27 protein-coding genes are annotated in these 16,087 nt (G+C 66.4%); all 27 read right to left on the reverse strand.

Annotation, left to right across the window (positions count from 1 at the left end; genetic code table 11):
* Positions 1-198: 198 nt before the first annotated feature.
* The 27 genes from ACIQ5Y_RS34120 to rpsS all read right to left on the reverse strand — a co-directional run bounded on the left by ACIQ5Y_RS34120 (position 199) and on the right by rpsS (position 16,084).
* Positions 199-1,818: an ABC-F family ATP-binding cassette domain-containing protein gene (locus ACIQ5Y_RS34120; RefSeq protein WP_403889523.1), complete on the reverse strand. Its 1,620-nt coding sequence runs from the start codon at positions 1,816-1,818 to the stop codon at positions 199-201.
* A 49-nt stretch (positions 1,819-1,867) separates the two neighbouring features.
* Positions 1,868-2,719: a tRNA pseudouridine(38-40) synthase TruA gene (gene truA, locus ACIQ5Y_RS34125; RefSeq protein WP_403889526.1), complete on the reverse strand. Its 852-nt coding sequence runs from the start codon at positions 2,717-2,719 to the stop codon at positions 1,868-1,870.
* 88 nt (positions 2,720-2,807) lie between these two features.
* Positions 2,808-3,272 (reverse strand): 50S ribosomal protein L17, encoded by a 465-nt coding sequence (gene rplQ, locus ACIQ5Y_RS34130; RefSeq protein ID WP_366450436.1) that lies wholly within the window; start codon positions 3,270-3,272, stop codon positions 2,808-2,810.
* Between the two features lie 131 nt (positions 3,273-3,403).
* Entirely contained in the window at positions 3,404-4,426 is a 1,023-nt protein-coding gene (locus ACIQ5Y_RS34135; protein WP_007265920.1) for a DNA-directed RNA polymerase subunit alpha, read from the reverse strand.
* A gap of 150 nt (positions 4,427-4,576) precedes the next feature.
* The gene (gene rpsK / locus ACIQ5Y_RS34140; protein ID WP_003956432.1) at positions 4,577-4,981 is read right to left on the reverse strand and encodes a 30S ribosomal protein S11; all 405 of its coding nucleotides are present in this window, start codon (positions 4,979-4,981) and stop codon (positions 4,577-4,579) included.
* 54 nt (positions 4,982-5,035) lie between these two features.
* Positions 5,036-5,416 (reverse strand): 30S ribosomal protein S13, encoded by a 381-nt coding sequence (rpsM, locus tag ACIQ5Y_RS34145; RefSeq protein WP_007265919.1) that lies wholly within the window; start codon positions 5,414-5,416, stop codon positions 5,036-5,038.
* A 199-nt stretch (positions 5,417-5,615) separates the two neighbouring features.
* Positions 5,616-5,729 carry a 50S ribosomal protein L36 gene (rpmJ, locus tag ACIQ5Y_RS34150; RefSeq protein ID WP_003956441.1) on the reverse strand — a complete coding sequence of 38 codons (114 nt, stop codon included), beginning with the start codon at positions 5,727-5,729 and terminating at the stop codon, positions 5,616-5,618.
* Positions 5,730-5,802: 73 nt separating this feature from the next.
* Positions 5,803-6,024: a translation initiation factor IF-1 gene (infA, locus tag ACIQ5Y_RS34155; RefSeq protein ID WP_003956442.1), complete on the reverse strand. Its 222-nt coding sequence runs from the start codon at positions 6,022-6,024 to the stop codon at positions 5,803-5,805.
* A gap of 141 nt (positions 6,025-6,165) precedes the next feature.
* On the reverse strand, positions 6,166-7,017 hold the full coding sequence (gene map, locus ACIQ5Y_RS34160; protein ID WP_403889529.1) for a type I methionyl aminopeptidase: 852 nt from the start codon (positions 7,015-7,017) through the stop codon (positions 6,166-6,168).
* Between the two features lie 93 nt (positions 7,018-7,110).
* On the reverse strand, positions 7,111-7,758 hold the full coding sequence (locus ACIQ5Y_RS34165; protein ID WP_403889532.1) for an adenylate kinase: 648 nt from the start codon (positions 7,756-7,758) through the stop codon (positions 7,111-7,113).
* Positions 7,758-9,071 carry a preprotein translocase subunit SecY gene (gene secY / locus ACIQ5Y_RS34170; RefSeq protein WP_403889535.1) on the reverse strand — a complete coding sequence of 438 codons (1,314 nt, stop codon included), beginning with the start codon at positions 9,069-9,071 and terminating at the stop codon, positions 7,758-7,760. Before secY ends, ACIQ5Y_RS34165 begins: the two co-directional genes overlap by 1 nt.
* 186 nt (positions 9,072-9,257) lie before the next feature.
* Complete coding sequence (gene rplO / locus ACIQ5Y_RS34175) at positions 9,258-9,713, reverse strand: 50S ribosomal protein L15 (protein WP_344163495.1); 456 nt, start codon at positions 9,711-9,713, stop codon at positions 9,258-9,260.
* A 2-nt stretch (positions 9,714-9,715) separates the two neighbouring features.
* Complete coding sequence (rpmD, locus tag ACIQ5Y_RS34180; RefSeq protein ID WP_005313525.1) at positions 9,716-9,898, reverse strand: 50S ribosomal protein L30; 183 nt, start codon at positions 9,896-9,898, stop codon at positions 9,716-9,718.
* Positions 9,898-10,503, reverse strand: a complete 606-nt coding sequence (gene rpsE / locus ACIQ5Y_RS34185; RefSeq protein WP_382642253.1) for a 30S ribosomal protein S5 — start codon at positions 10,501-10,503, stop codon at positions 9,898-9,900. The genes rpmD and rpsE overlap by 1 nt, the downstream gene beginning before the upstream one ends.
* A gap of 45 nt (positions 10,504-10,548) precedes the next feature.
* Positions 10,549-10,932 (reverse strand): 50S ribosomal protein L18, encoded by a 384-nt coding sequence (gene rplR / locus ACIQ5Y_RS34190; RefSeq protein ID WP_365042050.1) that lies wholly within the window; start codon positions 10,930-10,932, stop codon positions 10,549-10,551.
* Positions 10,933-10,934: 2 nt separating this feature from the next.
* The gene (gene rplF, locus ACIQ5Y_RS34195) at positions 10,935-11,474 is read right to left on the reverse strand and encodes a 50S ribosomal protein L6 (RefSeq protein ID WP_403889540.1); all 540 of its coding nucleotides are present in this window, start codon (positions 11,472-11,474) and stop codon (positions 10,935-10,937) included.
* 20 nt (positions 11,475-11,494) lie between these two features.
* Positions 11,495-11,893, reverse strand: a complete 399-nt coding sequence (gene rpsH, locus ACIQ5Y_RS34200; RefSeq protein ID WP_008739698.1) for a 30S ribosomal protein S8 — start codon at positions 11,891-11,893, stop codon at positions 11,495-11,497.
* A 221-nt stretch (positions 11,894-12,114) separates the two neighbouring features.
* Positions 12,115-12,300 (reverse strand): type Z 30S ribosomal protein S14, encoded by a 186-nt coding sequence (locus ACIQ5Y_RS34205; protein WP_003956452.1) that lies wholly within the window; start codon positions 12,298-12,300, stop codon positions 12,115-12,117.
* A 5-nt stretch (positions 12,301-12,305) separates the two neighbouring features.
* Complete coding sequence (rplE, locus tag ACIQ5Y_RS34210; RefSeq protein ID WP_030154702.1) at positions 12,306-12,857, reverse strand: 50S ribosomal protein L5; 552 nt, start codon at positions 12,855-12,857, stop codon at positions 12,306-12,308.
* Complete coding sequence (gene rplX / locus ACIQ5Y_RS34215) at positions 12,857-13,168, reverse strand: 50S ribosomal protein L24 (protein WP_150258782.1); 312 nt, start codon at positions 13,166-13,168, stop codon at positions 12,857-12,859. The genes rplE and rplX overlap by 1 nt, the downstream gene beginning before the upstream one ends.
* A 2-nt stretch (positions 13,169-13,170) precedes the next feature.
* Positions 13,171-13,539 (reverse strand): 50S ribosomal protein L14, encoded by a 369-nt coding sequence (gene rplN / locus ACIQ5Y_RS34220; protein WP_003956455.1) that lies wholly within the window; start codon positions 13,537-13,539, stop codon positions 13,171-13,173.
* Positions 13,540-13,645: 106 nt separating this feature from the next.
* Positions 13,646-13,927 carry a 30S ribosomal protein S17 gene (gene rpsQ / locus ACIQ5Y_RS34225; RefSeq protein WP_403889653.1) on the reverse strand — a complete coding sequence of 94 codons (282 nt, stop codon included), beginning with the start codon at positions 13,925-13,927 and terminating at the stop codon, positions 13,646-13,648.
* Positions 13,924-14,148 carry a 50S ribosomal protein L29 gene (gene rpmC, locus ACIQ5Y_RS34230; protein ID WP_403889543.1) on the reverse strand — a complete coding sequence of 75 codons (225 nt, stop codon included), beginning with the start codon at positions 14,146-14,148 and terminating at the stop codon, positions 13,924-13,926. Before rpmC ends, rpsQ begins: the two co-directional genes overlap by 4 nt.
* Complete coding sequence (gene rplP / locus ACIQ5Y_RS34235) at positions 14,148-14,567, reverse strand: 50S ribosomal protein L16 (RefSeq protein WP_403889546.1); 420 nt, start codon at positions 14,565-14,567, stop codon at positions 14,148-14,150. The genes rpmC and rplP overlap by 1 nt, the downstream gene beginning before the upstream one ends.
* 5 nt (positions 14,568-14,572) lie before the next feature.
* Complete coding sequence (gene rpsC, locus ACIQ5Y_RS34240) at positions 14,573-15,412, reverse strand: 30S ribosomal protein S3 (protein ID WP_363060139.1); 840 nt, start codon at positions 15,410-15,412, stop codon at positions 14,573-14,575.
* Positions 15,412-15,759, reverse strand: coding sequence for a 50S ribosomal protein L22 (gene rplV / locus ACIQ5Y_RS34245; protein WP_007265904.1), 348 nt, complete (start codon positions 15,757-15,759; stop codon positions 15,412-15,414). Before rplV ends, rpsC begins: the two co-directional genes overlap by 1 nt.
* A 43-nt stretch (positions 15,760-15,802) precedes the next feature.
* Entirely contained in the window at positions 15,803-16,084 is a 282-nt protein-coding gene (gene rpsS / locus ACIQ5Y_RS34250; protein ID WP_249767356.1) for a 30S ribosomal protein S19, read from the reverse strand.
* Positions 16,085-16,087 lie beyond the last annotated feature (3 nt).

Genomic DNA, 16,087 nt, shown 5'->3' on the forward strand with positions numbered 1-16,087 from the left:
CGGCTGCGCCGGACTCCGTCCGTCGGACGGAGCCGGAGCGCACGTCTCAGCGCTTGCGCTCGACTCGCCGCTCGTCCCAGACGGGCTCCGCAGTCCGTTTCCCCACGCCCCCCTCGCACCCCTCGGCCCCGGAGGGCCTCACGGGCTTCGGGCGGCTGCGCCGGACTCCGTCCGTCGGACGGAGCCGGAGCGCACGTCTCAGCGCTTGCGCTCGACTCGCCGCTCGTCCCAGACGGGCTCCGCAGTCTCTCGTACCACCCCGTCCGAACCGAAGACCAGGTAACGGTCAAAAGTCCGGGCGAACCAGCGGTCGTGCGTCACGCACAGCACCGTGCCCTCGTACGACTCCAGGCCGTCCTGCAGGGCCTCGGCGGACTCCAGGTCCAGGTTGTCCGTCGGCTCGTCCAGCAGCAGCGCCGTGGTGCCCGCCAGCTCCAGCAGCAGGATCTGGAAACGCGCCTGCTGCCCGCCCGAGAGCTTCTCGAAGGGCTGCTCGGCCTGGCGCTCCAGCTCGTAGCGGCGCAGGGCGCCCATCGCCTGGCCCAGCGGCTTGGCCGCCTCCGTCCACAGGATGTCGACGAGGGTGCGGCCGAAGAGCTCCGGGTGCGCGTGCGTCTGCGCGAAGTGGCCCGGGACCACCCGCGCGCCCAGCTTCCAGTCACCGGTGTGCTTCACGTCCTCGCCGGCCAGCAGCCGCAGGAAGTGCGACTTCCCGGAGCCGTTCGAGCCGAGGACCGCGACCCGCTCCCCGTAGAACACCTCCAGGGAGAAGGGCTTCATCAGCCCCGTCAGCTCCAGGTTCTCCACGGTCAGCGCCCGCACGCCGGTCCGGCCGCCCTTGAGCCGCATCCTGATGTCCTGCTCCCGCGGCGGCTCCGGCGGCGGTCCGGCCTCCTCGAACTTCTGGAAGCGGGTCTGCATCGCCCGGTAGCGCGAGGCCATGTCGGGGCTGGAGGCGGCCTGGTTGCGCAGCCGCAGCACCAGGGCCTTCAGCCGGGCGTGCTCCTCGTCCCAGCGCCGCTTGAGCTCCTCGAAGCGCGCGAAGCGCTCCTTGCGGGCCTCGTGGTACGTCCCGAAGCCCGCGCCGTGCACCCACACGTCGCTGCCCATCGGGCTCGCCTCCAGGCTGATGATCTTCTGAGCGGCCTGGGTGAGCAGTTCCCGGTCGTGGGAGACGAAGAGCACCGTCTTGCGGGTGGTCTTCAGCTGCTCCTCCAGCCACCGCTTGCCGGGGACGTCGAGGTAGTTGTCCGGCTCGTCGAGGAGCAGCACCTCGTCGGGGCCGCGCAGCAGCGCCTCCAGGACGAGCCGCTTCTGCTCACCGCCCGACAGGGTGCGCACCTCGCGGAACTGCGCCCGGTCGTACGGGACGTCCAGCGCCGCCATGGTGCAGACGTCCCACAGGGTCTCCGCCTCGTAGCCCTGTACGTCGGCCCAGTCGCTCAGCGCCTGCGCGTAGGCCATCTGCGCGGCCTCGTCGTCCACGGTCAGGATCAGTTGCTCGGCCCGGTCCACGGCCTTCGCGGCCTCCCGGATCCGCGGCTGCGCCACCGAGACCAGCAGGTCACGGACGGTCGTCTCGTCCCGTACGGAACCCACGAACTGCGACATCACCCCGAGCCCGCCGCTGATGGTGACCCCGCCGCCGTGCGGCTGGAGCTCGCCGGAGATCAGCTTGAGCAGGGTGGTCTTGCCGGCGCCGTTCGCGCCCACCAGGGCCACCACCGACCCCTCTCCCACGCGGAAGGAGACGTCGGGGAGCAGGACCCGCCCGTCGGGAAGGTAGTACTCCAGGTGGTTGGCTTCGAGATGTCCCATGCCGGGCATTGTCCCCGCCCGGCACGGCCGGACCCAAACGGGTTAGCGGTCAGCAGCAGCCCTTGCCCGGCAGGGTCCGCATGTTGCGCGCTTCCTTGCTGCGGGCGGCCAGCAGCTCGTCCGCCGGGTAGCCGACCTCCTCCAGGGTCAGCCCGTGCGGCTTGACCACGTGCACGGAGGAATCCCGTACGGCCGCGTCCAGCACCTGCCCGGGCCACTCCACGGGCCGGTGCCCGTCGCCGACGTGCAGCAGGGCCCCCACGAGCGAGCGGACCATGTTGTGGCAGAAGGCGTCGGCCCGGACGGTCGCGGTGACGATCCCGTCCTCGGCCCGCTCCCAGCTGAGCTGCTGGAGCGTACGGATCGTCGTGGCGCCCTCGCGCTTCTTGCAGTACGCGGCGAAGTCGTGCTCGCCGAGCAGCGGGGCGGCCGCCCGGTTCATGGCGTCCACGTCGAGGGGCCACTGGTGCCACAGCACGTGCCCGCGGCGCAGCGGGTCGACCCCGCCCTGGTGGTCGCCCACGCGGTAGGCGTAGCGGCGCCAGATGGCCGAGAAGCGCGCGTTGAAGCCCTGGGGGGCCTCGGCGACCTTCCACACCCGGATGTCGTGCGGCAGGCGGCCCGCGAGCCGGCGCAGCAGCTTGTCGTGGTGCTCGGCCCACACCTCGTCGGCGATGTCGAACTGCGCGACCTGCCCGCGGGCGTGCACGCCCGCGTCCGTACGCCCGGCCACGGTCAGCTCGACCGGGTCCCCCAGTCGCATCACGGTCTGCAGCGCGCTCTCCAGCTCGCCCTGGACGGTGCGCAGCGTGCGCTGCTTCGCCCAGCCCGAGAAGTCCTTGCCGTCGTACGACAGGTCCAGCCGCACCCGGACGTGCCCGGGCTCCACCTCGTCACTCACCCATGAATCCTCTCAGACATGCAGAACGGGCCCGCCCCAAAGAGGGGCGGGCCCGTTCAGAGCCTTTTCAGCGTGATCCCGGGAGGGATCAGGCCTCCTCGGTCTCCTCGGCGGCGGGAGCCTCGGCGGCCTCCGCCTCCTTCACGGCGCGCTTGGTGGCGGCCTCGGCCTCACCAGTGGCCTGCTGGGCGACCGTCAGGGCCTCGACCAGCTCGATGACGGCCATCGGGGCGTTGTCGCCACGACGGTTGCCGATCTTGGTGATGCGCGTGTAACCACCGGGGCGGTTCTCGTAGCGCGGGGCGATCTCGGTGAACAGCGTGTGCACGATGCTCTTGTCCGTGATCGTCTGCAGCACCAGGCGACGGTTGTGGATGTCGCCCTTCTTGGCCTTGGTGACCAGACGCTCGGCGTAGGGACGCAGGCGGCGGGCCTTGGCCTCGGTGGTGGTGATGCGGCCGTGCTCGAAGAGCGCCTTCGCGAGGTTCGCGAGCAGGTGCTTCTCGTGCGCGGCGGAGCCGCCCAGGCGGGCACCCTTAGCGGGACGCGGCATTGTTACTCCTTCAAATCTGCACCGGCCGTGTCAGGTACCGGTGTCAGTTCCCCCGAGGCGGATGCCCCGGGAAAGTTCAAGCCCGGCCGGCGACCCAGGCCAAAGACCTCAGCCGCCGGCAACGGGAAGAATCAGTACTGCTCGGTCTCGACGAAACCCGCATCGGCGTCGTCGTCCGCGCCGAACGCGTCGGCGGCGGCGGTCGGGTCGAATCCGGGCGGGCTGTCCTTGAGCGCCAGGCCCATGCCGGCCAGCTTCGCCTTGACCTCGTCGATCGACTTCGCACCGAAGTTGCGGATGTCGAGCAGGTCGGCCTCGGAGCGGGCGACGAGCTCACCCACGGAGTGGATGCCCTCGCGCTTGAGGCAGTTGTACGACCGAACGGTGAGCTCGAGCTCCTCGATCGGCAGCGCCAGGTCGGCGGCCAGGGCGGCGTCCGTCGGGGACGGGCCCATGTCGATGCCCTCGGCGTCGATGTTGAGCTCGCGGGCCAGACCGAACAGCTCGACCAGGGTCTTGCCGGCGGACGCCATGGCGTCGCGCGGGCGCATGGCCTGCTTGGTCTCGACGTCGACGATGAGCTTGTCGAAGTCGGTGCGCTGCTCGACTCGGGTCGCCTCGACCTTGTAGGTGACCTTGAGGACCGGGCTGTAGATGGAGTCGACCGGGATGCGGCCGATCTCCTGGCCCAGCTGCTTGTTCTGGACGGCGGAGACGTAGCCGCGACCGCGCTCGACGGTCAGCTCCATCTCCAGCTTGCCCTTGCCGTTGAGCGTGGCGAGGACGAGGTCCGGGTTGTGCACCTCGACACCGGCCGGGGGCGCGATGTCGGCGGCGGTGACCAGGCCGGGACCCTGCTTGCGCAGGTACATCACGACCGGCTCGTCGTGCTCCGAGGAGACGACCAGCTGCTTGATGTTCAGGATGATGTCGGTGACGTCTTCCTTCACACCCGGCACGGTGGTGAACTCGTGCAGGACGCCGTCCACGCGGATGCTGGTGACAGCGGCACCCGGGATCGAGGACAGGAGCGTACGGCGCAGGGAGTTACCGAGGGTGTAGCCGAAGCCCGGCTCCAGCGGCTCGATCACGAACCGCGAGCGGTACTCGTCGACGACCTCTTCGGTCAGCGAAGGACGCTGAGCGATAAGCATGTCTGTGTTCCTTCATTCGTGGACGCCCACTATTTGACGCCCGACGGGACGCCGTACCGGAGTACGGCTACTGCAAGGGTACGGGCGGCACGGCCCCCGAAGGGGTCGTACCGCCCGGACACTCAAGAACGCACAGGTGCGTCCGCTGCGTCAGACGCGGCGGCGCTTCGGCGGGCGGCAGCCGTTGTGCGGGGTGGGGGTGACGTCCTGGATCGAGCCGACCTCGAGGCCGGTGGCCTGCAGGGAGCGGATCGCGGTCTCGCGGCCGGAGCCCGGACCCTTCACGAAGACGTCAACCTTGCGCATGCCGTGCTCCTGCGCGCGGCGGGCGGCCGACTCGGCGGCCATCTGCGCGGCGAAGGGGGTGGACTTGCGCGAGCCCTTGAAGCCGACGTGGCCGGCGGAGGCCCAGGAGATCACGTTGCCGGACGGGTCCGTGATCGAAACGATGGTGTTGTTGAACGTGCTCTTGATGTGGGCGTGCCCGTGAGCGACGTTCTTCTTTTCCTTGCGGCGCACCTTCTTGGCAGCGCCCTGACGACCCTTGGGGGGCATCTAAATCTCCTACGGGAGGTGGTCGGTCCTACAGCGCAAGACCGCTGAACAGGACTACTTCTTGCCCGGCTTCTTCTTACCGGCGATCGCGCGACGCGGGCCCTTGCGGGTACGCGCGTTGGTGCTGGTGCGCTGACCGTGCACCGGGAGGCCGCGACGGTGGCGGATACCCTGGTAGCACTGGATCTCGATCTTGCGGCGGATGTCGCCCTGGATCTCGCGGCGGAGGTCACCCTCGGTACGGAGGTTGGCGTCCACGTACTCGCGGATCTTGACGAGGTCCTCTTCGGCCAGGTCACGAACGCGGGTGTTCGGGTTCACGCCGGTGGAGGCGAGGATCTCCTTGGACCGGGTGCGCCCGATACCGAAGACGTAGGTGAGTGCGATCTCCACGCGCTTTTCGCGCGGGATGTCAACACCGGAAACGCGTGCCATTCAATGGCTCCTGTGTGTTCGGGGGTCTTCCGCAGAACCGATCCCGACCGCCGACCGCCCGAGTGGGAGGTGGTACGTCCGGGTCCCCGGCCCCCGCCGGAGGTGCCGCCGGCCCCTTGCAGGGCTGGGCGGGTTCTGCGTATGTACGTTTTTCTTACGTCGCGCGAAGAACTGCGGAAGGCAGGTCGGTCGGCGTGCGTCAGCCCTGGCGCTGCTTGTGGCGCAGGTTGTCGCAGATGACCATGACCCGGCCGTGACGGCGGATCACCTTGCACTTGTCGCAGATCTTCTTGACGCTCGGCTTGACCTTCATGTTGGTGAGGTTCTCCGGGTCAGTGCCACCACCCGCACCGGGACGGATGCCCAGGCAGGAGTGAGAGCAAGATCTACTTGTATCGGTAGACGATCCGGCCACGCGTCAGGTCGTACGGAGACAGCTCCACAACGACCCGGTCATCAGGGAGGATGCGGATGTAGTGCATACGCATCTTGCCGCTGATGTGCGCGAGGACCTTGTGACCGTTCTGGAGTTCCACCTTGAACATGGCGTTCGGGAGGGACTCGATCACGGTGCCCTCGATTTCGATGGCACCTTGCTTCTTGGCCACGCTTCGCCTTTCGAATCGGCTACCTTGATCGGTCTCGCGCTTCGCCATGCGGACATGGATGTGCACGAGAGCCGACGAGTCAGTCTACGTCAGGGCACCCAGAAAGACGAATCCGGAAAGTTTGCCCCAGAGTCTAGATCATTAACCGAGGGGGTCCGGAGCCGTCGTCACTCCGTACTCCGCCAGCTTCGCCTTGCCGCAGTCCGGGCTGGTCAGGACGATGGGGCCGTCCTCCGTCAGGGCGATGGAGTGCTCCCAGTGCGAGGACCAGGTGCCGTCCGTGGTGATCACCGTCCAGTCGTCGGACAGTACCTCCGTATGGGCGGTGCCCAGGGAGACCATCGGCTCGATCGCCAGGCAGACGCCCGGGACCAGCTTGATCCCCTTGCCCCGCTTGCGCGAGACGTAGTTCAGCAGGTGGGGGTCCATGTGCATCTCGGACCCGATGCCGTGGCCGCCGTAGTCCTCGATGATCCCGAACTTGCCGAGGCTGTGCTCACCGGTGGAGGGGCGGGGCTGGCGCTTGATGTACGACTCGATCGCCTTCGAGATGTCCACGAGGCGGTTGCCGAGCTTCATGGCGGCGATACCGGCCCACATGGACTCCTCGGTCACCCGGGACAGCTCCACCAGCTCCGGAGCGTGACCGGTGCCCACGAAGGCCGTGTAGGCGGCGTCACCGTGCCAGCCGTCCACGATCGCGCCGGCGTCGATCGAGATGATGTCGCCGTCCTTGAGGACGGTCTTGTCGTCGGGGATGCCGTGGACGACGACCTCGTTGACCGAGGTGCAGATCGTCGCGGGGAAACCGCCGTAACCGAGGAAGTTCGACTTCGCTCCGGCGTCGGCGATGACCTTCCGGGCCACCATGTCCAGATCCCGCGTCGTGGCGCCCGGCACGGCCGCCTCACGGGTCGCCGCGTGGATCGCGGCGACGACCAGCCCCGCCTCGCGCATCTTCGCGATCTGCTCGGGGGTCTTGATCTGGACCATGAAAAACGCCTTCCAGCTTCGGTACGAGTCTTCTCAACAGTACGGCCGCGATGCCCTGGGGACACCGCGGCCGTACCTGCAGAACAGGGGGTACTACTTCTTCAGAGCGTCCATGGCGCGCTGGGTGATCTCCTGCACCTCGCCGAGGGCGGAGATGGTGACCAGCAGGCCCTGCTCCTTGTAGTAGTCGATGATCGGCTCGGTCTGCGTGTGGTAGACCTCCAGCCGGTTGCGGACCGTCGACTCGGAGTCGTCGTCGCGCTGGTACAGCTCGCCGCCGCAGGTGTCGCAGACACCCTCGGCCTTCGGCGCCGCGTACGTGACGTGGAAGACGTGCGAGGAGTCGTTGCGGCAGATCCGGCGACCGGCGATGCGCTTGACGACCTCGTCCTCCTCGACCTCCAGGTCGAGGACGGCGTCCAGCTTCATGCCCTCGGCCTGCAGCATGACGTCGAGCGCCTCGGCCTGCGAGACGTTGCGGGGGAACCCGTCGAGCAGGAAGCCGTTCTCGGCGTCCTTCTGCTCCATCCGGTCCTTGGCCATACCGATGGTGATCTCGTCGGGGACGAGGTCACCGGCGTCCATGAACGCCTTGGCTCGGCGGCCCAGCTCGGTGTTCTGGCTGATGTTGGCCCGGAACAGGTCGCCCGTGGAGATGTGCGGGATCGACAGGTTCTTGGCAAGGAACGCGGCCTGCGTTCCCTTGCCGGCACCGGGCGGTCCGACGAGGACGATTCGCATCAGCGGAGGAACCCTTCGTAATTACGCTGCTGGAGCTGGCTCTCGATCTGCTTCACGGTTTCCAGACCCACACCCACGATGATCAGGATGCTCGTTCCCCCGAAGGGGAAGTTCTGGTTCGCTCCGAAGCCGGCCAACGCCATCGTCGGCACAAGAGCGATGAGACCCAGGTACAGCGAGCCCGGCCAGGTGATCCGGTTGAGCACGTAGCTCAGGTACTCGGCCGTGGGTCGACCGGCACGAATACCCGGGATGAACCCACCATACTTCTTCATGTTGTCTGCAACTTCCTCGGGGTTGAAGGAAATCGCCACGTAGAAGAACGCGAAGAAGACAATCAGGAGGAAGTACGCCGCGATGTAGTACGGGTGGTCGCCCTTGACGAAGTGCTTCTGGATCCAAGTGGCCCAGCCCGCCTGGGATCCGCTGAACTGAACGATCAGTGCGGGGATGTAGAGCAGCGACGAGGCGAAGATGACGGGAATCACACCCGCCTGGTTCACCTTGAGCGGGATGTAGGTCGACGTACCGCCGTACGCGCGGCGACCGATCATGCGCTTCGCGTACTGGACCGGGATCCGGCGCTGGGCCTGCTCGACGAAGACCACCAGGGCCACCATCGCGAGGCCGACGAGGATCACGACACCGAACTCGACCCAGCCGTCGGCGATCTTGCCCTGGAGCTTGATCTGCCAGAGGGCGCCGATGAAGCCGGCGGCGATCGAGATGAACATGAGGATCGACATGCCGTTGCCGATGCCGCGGTCGGTGACGAGCTCACCGAGCCACATGACGACACAGGTACCGGCGGTCATCGTGATGACCATGACGATCGTGGTGAAGATGGACCGGTCCGGGACGATCTGGCTGGCGACCTGGCAACCCTGGAACAGGGCGCCGGTGCGGGCGGTGGCGACGAGGCCGGTGCCCTGCAGGATCGCGAGTGCGACCGTCAGATAGCGCGTGTACTGGGTGATCTTCGCCGTGCCGGACTGTCCCTCTTTTTTGAGGTTCTCCAGCTTCGGGATGACCACGGTCAGCAGCTGCAGGATGATGCTCGCCGTGATGTACGGCATGATGCCGAGCGCGAAGATCGTGATCTGCAGCAGCGCGCCGCCGCTGAACATGTTGACCAGACCGAACAGCCCATTGCTGCTGCCTGCCTGGTCAACGCAGATCTGTACGTTCTTGTAGCTCACGCCGGGTACCGGGATGTGGGACCCGAGCCGGAACAGCACGATGATGCCGAGCGTGAAGAGCAGCTTCTTGCGCAGGTCGGGCGTCTTGAACGCCCGGGCGAACGCGGTGAGCACGGTGCCTCCTGCGACCCCCGCGCTACTGCGTCAGAGGTGACGGTCTGAGGGATCGACGTATACGACAAAGCAAAGGTGCACGCCACCTTACCGGCGAGTGTGCCCCCCGTGGAACGACCAACCGGGGATGCCCCATATGTGAGGCATCCCCGGTCGGGTTTCGAGCTATTTAGTCACTTGATCGTCTTAGACGAGCTCGGTGACAGTGCCGCCGGCAGCGGCAATCTTCTCCTTGGCGGAGGCGGAAACGGCGTCAACCGAAACCGTCAGCGCCACGGAGATCTCGCCCTGGCCCAGGACCTTGACGAGGCTGTTCTTGCGAACCGCGCCCTTGGCGACCAGGTCGGCCACCGTGACCTCTCCACCCTCGGGGTAGAGGGCACCGAGCTTGTCCAGGTTGACAACCTGGAACTCGGTGCGGAACGGGTTCTTGAAGCCCTTCAGCTTCGGCAGGCGCATGTGGAGGGGCATCTGCCCACCCTCGAAGCGCTGCGGAACCTGGTAGCGGGCCTTCGTACCCTTGGTACCACGACCAGCCGTCTTACCCTTCGACGCCTCACCGCGACCCACACGGGTCTTCGCGGTCTTGGCACCGGGGGCGGGACGGAGGTTGTGAGCCTTCAGCGGGCTGTTCTCAGCCATGATTAGTCAACCTCCTCAACCGTCACGAGGTGGCGGACGGTGTGCACCATTCCGCGGAACTCGGGGCGGTCCTCCTTGACGACCACGTCGTTCAGGCGCTTGAGCCCGAGCGAACGCAGGGTGTCGCGGTGGTTCTGCTTGCTGCCGATGTACGACTTCGTCTGCGTGATCTTGAGGCGAGCCATTACGCGACACCCGCCCCGGCACGCGCACGAAGCAGAGCCGCGGGGGCGACGTCCTCGAGGGGCAGACCACGGCGAGCCGCGATCTCCTCGGGACGCTGCAGGCCCTTCAGGGCCTCCACGGTCGCGTGCACGATGTTGATCGCGTTGTCGGAGCCGAGCGACTTCGACAGGATGTCGTGAACGCCGGCGCACTCCAGAACGGCGCGCACCGGGCCACCGGCGATAACACCGGTACCGGGGGAAGCAGGCTTCAGCAGGACGACGCCCGCCGCCTTCTCACCCTGGATCGGGTGCGGGATGGTGCCCTGGATGCGCGGAACCTTGAAGAAGTTCTTCTTGGCTTCCTCGACACCCTTGGCAATGGCCGCGGGAACTTCCTTGGCCTTGCCGTAACCGACACCTACGGTGCCGTCACCGTCACCCACCACGACGAGCGCGGTGAAGCTGAAGCGACGACCACCCTTGACAACCTTGGCGACACGGTTGATCGCGACAACGCGCTCAACGTAAGCGGTCTTCTCGGCGGCAGGGCCACCGTCGCGACCCTTCCGGTCCCGCCGCTCGCCGCCACCGGCACCGCTTCCGCGGCGCTGGGGTCCAGCCATTGGATTACCTCTCTCTGTTACGTCCGTGAGTCCCGGAACCGGGGCTTAGAACTTCAGCCCGGCTTCGCGGGCGGCGTCAGCCAGAGCGGCAATGCGCCCGGCGTATCGGTTGCCACCGCGGTCGAACACGACGGTCTCGACACCCGCGGCCTTGGCACGCTCGGCGACGAGCGCGCCGACGGCCTGGGCCTGAGTGCTCTTGTCGCCTTCGCCACCGCGGATCGAAGCGTCCAGGGTCGACGCGGACGCCAGGGTGTGGCCCTGGAGGTCGTCGATGACCTGAGCAACGATGTTGCGGTTCGAACGCGTCACGACGAGGCGCGGACGCTCCGCCGTACCCGAGACGTTCTTGCGGATGCGGATGTGGCGGCGAGCCTTGGCAGCGCGCTTGTACGCGTCGCCCTTGGCGATCTTCACACCGTATGCCATGGCTACTTACCAGCCTTTCCGACCTTGCGGCGGATGACCTCGCCGGCGTACTTGACACCCTTGGCCTTGTACGGGTCGGGCTTCCGCAGCTTGCGGATGTTGGCGGCGACCTCGCCGACCTTCTGCTTGTCGATGCCCTCGACCGAGAACTTGGTGGGCGACTCGACCTTGAAGGAGATGCCCTCGGGCGCCTCGATCAGGATCGGGTGGCTGTAACCAAGCTGGAACTCCAGACCGGAGCCCTTCGCGGCGACGCGGTAACCGACACCGCTGATCTCGAGAGCCTTCACGTAACCCGCGGTCACGCCGGTGATCATGTTCGCCACCAGCGTGCGGGACAGGCCGTGGAGGGCCTTGTTCTGACGCTCGTCGTTCGGGCGGATGACGTTCAGGACGCCGTCCTCACCCTTGGCGACAGCGATGGGCGCAGCGACGGTGTGCGTGAGGGAACCCTTGGGGCCCTTCACGACGACCGTACGGCCATCGATGGTGACGTCCACGCCGGCGGGAACCGGGATGGGGAGCTTGCCGATACGAGACATAGCTTTTCCTCCGTTCCCGACTACCAGACGTAGGCGAGGACTTCCCCACCCACGCCCTTCTTGCCTGCCTGCTGACCGGTCAGGAGACCGTGGGACGTGGAGATGATCGCCACGCCCAGGCCGCCGAGGACCTTCGGCAGGTTGGTGGACTTCGCGTACACGCGCAGACCGGGCTTCGAGATCCGCTTGATGCCCGCGATGGAGCGCTCACGGTTCGGCCCGAACTTCAGCTCGAGGACGAGGTTCTTGCCGACCTCGGCGTCCTCGACCTTCCAGCCGGTGATGAAACCCTCCTGCTTGAGGATCTCTGCGATGTGCGACTTGATCTTGCTGTGCGGCATCACGACAGAGTCGTGGTACGCCGAGTTAGCGTTACGCAGACGCGTGAGCATGTCTGCGATCGGGTCAGTCATGGTCATGAAGTGGCCTTCGGCCTCTCTCGCCGGGGTTTCCTGTATGCGCCATCCCTCTCCCCACTCAGTGGCGGGACGGGTGCGGTGCGGGGACCTACGGCGTAGTAAGTCGATAGGGCGGCGGACGCCCAACCCCACAAGCCTACGGCATGCGGGCAGGGCGGTCCGCCGACCTGATGCTTACCGAGAGCGTCTGGAAAACCTCAACACCCAAAGGGCGGGAGGATTTACCAGGAGCTCTTGGTCACGCCCGGCAGCTCGCCACGGTGAGCCATCTCACGAAGGCAGACGCGGCAGAGGCCGAACTTGCGGTACACGGAGTGGGGACGACCGCAGCGCTGGCAGCGGGTGTACGCACGCACACCGAACTTGGGCTTGCGGGCAGCCTTCGCGATGAGAGCCTTCTTCGCCATCTCGCTTACGCCTCCTTGAAGGGGAAGCCGAGGTGACGAAGGAGCGCGCGGCCCTCAGCGTCGTTGGTCGCCGTGGTGACCACGGTGATGTCCATACCCCGGGTACGGTCGATCTTGTCCTGGTCGATCTCGTGGAACATGACCTGCTCCGTGAGACCGAAGGTGTAGTTGCCACGGCCGTCGAACTGCTTCGGCGACAGACCACGGAAGTCACGGATACGCGGCAGCGCGAGCGACAGCGTACGGTCCAGGAACTCCCACATGCGGTCACCACGGAGGGTGACGTGGCAGCCGATCGGCTGACCCTCACGCAGCTTGAACTGCGCGATGGACTTGCGGGCCTTCGTGACGGCCGGCTTCTGACCGGTGATCGTCGTCAGGTCGCGGATGGCACCGTCGATCAGCTTCGAGTCACGGGCGGCGTCGCCGACACCCATGTTCACGACGATCTTGACGAGGCCGGGGATCTGCATGACGTTCTCGTAGGAGAACTCCTCACGCAGCTTGCCCGCGATGTCCTCGCGGTACTTCGTCTTCAGACGCGGAGTGGTAGCCATCAGATGTCCTCACCCGTGCGCTTGGCAACGCGGATCTTGTTGCCTTCGTCGTCGAAGCGGTAACCGACGCGGGTGACGACCTTCTTGCCGTCCTTCTCCACGACCAGCTGCACGTTGGACACGTGGACCGGGGCCTCGGTGATCACGATGCCACCGGCCTGGTTCTGCGCGGCCTTGGTGTGCTTCTTGACCCGGTTGACACCCTCGACGAGGACGCGGTTCTCAGCGGGGAAGGCAACGATGACCTTGCCCTGCTTGCCCTTGTCCTTACCGGTGATGACCTGAACCAGGTCGCCCTTCTTGATCTTCATGCTTACAGCACCTCCGGCGCGAGCGAGATGATCTTCATGAACTTCTTCTCGCGCAGCTCACGGCCCACGGGGCCGAAGATACGGGTGCCGCGAGGGTCGCCGTCGTTCTTCAGAATGACGGCGGCGTTCTCGTCGAAGCGGATGTACGAGCCGTCCTGGCGGCGGCGCTCCTTGACGGTGCGAACGATGACCGCCTTGACGACGTCACCCTTCTTCACGTTGCCACCGGGGATCGCATCCTTGACGGTGGCGACGATGACGTCACCGATGCCCGCGTAGCGGCGACCGGAGCCACCGAGAACACGGATGCAAAGGATCTCCTTGGCACCAGTGTTGTCGGCGACACGCAGTCGCGACTCCTGCTGGATCACGTCTATCTCCTGTTTGTCTGCCGGTTCCCGGCCGGGGCTTCAATGAAGCCCCGACCGAGCCTGGCGGAACGAATGCCGAGGGGTCCCTGACGGGAACCTCGACTAATTACTTGGCCTTCTCGAGGATCTCGACGATGCGCCAGCGCTTGCTCGCCGACAGCGGACGCGTCTCCATGATGAGGACGCGGTCGCCGACGCCGGCAGCGTTCTGCTCGTCGTGCGCCTTGAGCTTGTTCGTACGGCGGATGACCTTGCCGTACAGCGCGTGCTTCACGCGGTCCTCGACGGCGACGACGACGGTCTTGTCCATCTTGTCGCTGACGACCAGACCCTCACGGGTCTTGCGGAATCCGCGCTCGGTCTTCTCAGTCACGTTCTCGCCCATCAGACGTTCTCCACCGTCTCGATACCGAGCTCACGCTCGTGCATCAGGGTGTAGATGCGAGCGATGTCCTTACGGACGGACTTGAGCCGACCGTTGTTCTCCAGCTGACCCGTGGCCGCCTGGAAGCGGAGCTTGAACAGCTCCTCCTTGGCCTCGCGCAGCTTGGCAACGAGCTCCTCGTTGCCGAGCTCGCGCAGCTCGGACGCCTTCGTTCCGGCCGCCATCACGACTCACCTGCCTCGCGCTTGATGATCCGGCACTTCATCGGCAGCTTGTGGGCCGCACGAGTCAGAGCCTCACGCGCAATCTTCTCGTTCGGGTAGGACAGCTCGAACATGACCCGACCCGGGTGCACGTTCGCGATCCACCACTCCGGCGAACCCTTACCGGAACCCATGCGGGTTTCGGCAGGCTTCTTCGTGAGCGGGCGGTCCGGGTAGATGTTGATCCAGACCTTGCCGCCACGCTTGATGTGGCGGGTCATGGCGATACGAGCGGACTCGATCTGGCGGTTCGTCACGTAGGCGGGGGTAAGCGCCTGAATGCCGTACTCGCCGAACGAGACCTCGGTGCCGCCCTTGGCCATACCGCTGCGCTTCGGGTGGTGCTGCTTGCGGTGCTTGACCCTACGAGGGATCAGCATGACGGTCAGGCCTCCGTTCCGGTGCTCTCAGCCGGAGCGGCGGCGGGAGCCTCGGCCTTGGGGGCCTCGACACCAGCAGCCTGCTGCGGCTTGCGGCCACCACGGCCGCCGCGCTCGCCACCACGGCCACCACGGCCGGCGGGACGGTCGCCAGCGCCGGCACCACGGGCCGGGCGGTTACCCGCACGGGCCGCAGCGTTCTCGGCGCGAACCTCGGCGATGTTCTTGACGTCGCCCTTGTAGATCCAGACCTTCACGCCGATACGGCCGAAGGTGGTCTTGGCCTCGAAGAAGCCGTAGTCCACGTTCGCGCGCAGCGTGTGCAGCGGCACACGACCCTCGCGGTAGAACTCGGAGCGGGACATCTCGGCGCCGCCGAGACGGCCACCACACTGGATCTTGATGCCCTTGGCGCCGGCCTTCATGGTGCCCTGCATGCTCTTGCGCATGGCACGACGGAAGGAGACGCGGGAGGAGAGCTGCTCGGCAACGGCCTGGGCAACGAGCTGAGCGTCGAGCTCGGGGTTCTTGACCTCGAGGATGTTCAGCTGGACCTGCTTGCCCGTGAGCTTCTCGAGGTCACCGCGGATGCGGTCGGCCTCGGCGCCACGGCGGCCGATGACGATGCCGGGACGGGCGGTGTGGATGTCCACACGCACGCGGTCACGGGTGCGCTCGATCTCAACCTTCGAGATGCCGGCGCGCTCCATGCCGGACGTCATCATCCGACGGATGGCGACGTCTTCCTTGACGTAGTCCTTGTACAGCTTGTCGGCGTACCAACGCGACTTGAAGTCGGTGGTGATGCCGAGTCGGAACCCGTGCGGGTTTACCTTCTGGCCCATTACCGGGAACCTTCCTTGCTGCTGACGACCACGGTGATGTGGCTGGTCCGCTTGCGGATCCGGTAGGCACGGCCCTGGGCACGCGGACGGAACCGCTTCAGGGTCGGGCCCTCGTCCACGTACGCCTCGCTGATGACCAGCGTGGAGGCGTCCGGGTGGTTGTAGTTGTGCGCGGCGTTGGCAATGGCGCTGTCCAGCACCTTGCCGACCGGCACGCTCGCGGCCTGCGGGGCGAAACGCAGGACCGCCTGAGCCTCCGTGGCATCCATGCCACGGATGAGGTCCACCACGCGGCGGGCCTTCATGGGCGTGACGCGGATGTACCGCGCCTGGGCCCTGGCTTCCATGGTTGTCCCTTCGGTGTAAGTCATAGTCGTAACCACCCCGCGATTAGCGGCGCTTCGACTTCCGGTCGTCCTTGACGTGGCCGCGGAAGGTGCGAGTCGGCGAGAACTCGCCGAGCTTGTGGCCGACCATCGACTCGGTGACGAACACCGGGACGTGGGTCTTGCCGTTGTGCACCGCGATGGTGTGACCCAGCATGGCCGGGATGATCATCGAGCGACGGGACCAGGTCTTGATGACGTTCTTGGTACCAGCTTCGTTCTGAGCGTCCACCTTCTTCACGAGGTGGTCGTCGACGAAGGGTCCCTTCTTGAGACTGCGCGGCATCTA

Origin of the sequence: Streptomyces sp. NPDC096339, assembly GCF_044762985.1 — a bacterium.
Lineage (GTDB): Bacteria > Actinomycetota > Actinomycetes > Streptomycetales > Streptomycetaceae > Streptomyces.

What these genes read in the sequence shown, in the direction of transcription:
- ACIQ5Y_RS34120 (WP_403889523.1), bottom strand. Translation starts at nt 1,818, where the DNA reads ATGGGACATCTCGAAGCCAACCACCTGGAGTACTACCTTCCCGACGGG.
- rplQ (WP_366450436.1), bottom strand. Translation starts at nt 3,272, where the DNA reads ATGCCGCGTCCCGCTAAGGGTGCCCGCCTGGGCGGCTCCGCCGCGCAC.
- ACIQ5Y_RS34135 (WP_007265920.1), bottom strand. Translation starts at nt 4,426, where the DNA reads ATGCTTATCGCTCAGCGTCCTTCGCTGACCGAAGAGGTCGTCGACGAG.
- rpsK (WP_003956432.1), bottom strand. Translation starts at nt 4,981, where the DNA reads ATGCCCCCCAAGGGTCGTCAGGGCGCTGCCAAGAAGGTGCGCCGCAAG.
- rpsM (WP_007265919.1), bottom strand. Translation starts at nt 5,416, where the DNA reads ATGGCACGCGTTTCCGGTGTTGACATCCCGCGCGAAAAGCGCGTGGAG.
- rpmJ (WP_003956441.1), bottom strand. Translation starts at nt 5,729, where the DNA reads ATGAAGGTCAAGCCGAGCGTCAAGAAGATCTGCGACAAGTGCAAGGTG.
- map (WP_403889529.1), bottom strand. Translation starts at nt 7,017, where the DNA reads ATGGTCCAGATCAAGACCCCCGAGCAGATCGCGAAGATGCGCGAGGCG.
- ACIQ5Y_RS34165 (WP_403889532.1), bottom strand. Translation starts at nt 7,758, where the DNA reads ATGCGAATCGTCCTCGTCGGACCGCCCGGTGCCGGCAAGGGAACGCAG.
- rplO (WP_344163495.1), bottom strand. Translation starts at nt 9,713, where the DNA reads ATGGCTGAGAACAGCCCGCTGAAGGCTCACAACCTCCGTCCCGCCCCC.
- rpmD (WP_005313525.1), bottom strand. Translation starts at nt 9,898, where the DNA reads ATGGCTCGCCTCAAGATCACGCAGACGAAGTCGTACATCGGCAGCAAG.
- rpsE (WP_382642253.1), bottom strand. Translation starts at nt 10,503, where the DNA reads ATGGCTGGACCCCAGCGCCGCGGAAGCGGTGCCGGTGGCGGCGAGCGG.
- rplR (WP_365042050.1), bottom strand. Translation starts at nt 10,932, where the DNA reads ATGGCATACGGTGTGAAGATCGCCAAGGGCGACGCGTACAAGCGCGCT.
- rplF (WP_403889540.1), bottom strand. Translation starts at nt 11,474, where the DNA reads ATGTCTCGTATCGGCAAGCTCCCCATCCCGGTTCCCGCCGGCGTGGAC.
- rpsH (WP_008739698.1), bottom strand. Translation starts at nt 11,893, where the DNA reads ATGACCATGACTGACCCGATCGCAGACATGCTCACGCGTCTGCGTAAC.
- ACIQ5Y_RS34205 (WP_003956452.1), bottom strand. Translation starts at nt 12,300, where the DNA reads ATGGCGAAGAAGGCTCTCATCGCGAAGGCTGCCCGCAAGCCCAAGTTC.
- rplE (WP_030154702.1), bottom strand. Translation starts at nt 12,857, where the DNA reads ATGGCTACCACTCCGCGTCTGAAGACGAAGTACCGCGAGGACATCGCG.
- rplX (WP_150258782.1), bottom strand. Translation starts at nt 13,168, where the DNA reads ATGAAGATCAAGAAGGGCGACCTGGTTCAGGTCATCACCGGTAAGGAC.
- rpmC (WP_403889543.1), bottom strand. Translation starts at nt 14,148, where the DNA reads ATGGCGGCCGGAACGAAGGCGTCCGAGCTGCGCGAGCTCGGCAACGAG.
- rplP (WP_403889546.1), bottom strand. Translation starts at nt 14,567, where the DNA reads ATGCTGATCCCTCGTAGGGTCAAGCACCGCAAGCAGCACCACCCGAAG.
- rpsC (WP_363060139.1), bottom strand. Translation starts at nt 15,412, where the DNA reads ATGGGCCAGAAGGTAAACCCGCACGGGTTCCGACTCGGCATCACCACC.
- rplV (WP_007265904.1), bottom strand. Translation starts at nt 15,759, where the DNA reads ATGGAAGCCAGGGCCCAGGCGCGGTACATCCGCGTCACGCCCATGAAG.
- rpsS (WP_249767356.1), bottom strand. Translation starts at nt 16,084, where the DNA reads ATGCCGCGCAGTCTCAAGAAGGGACCCTTCGTCGACGACCACCTCGTG.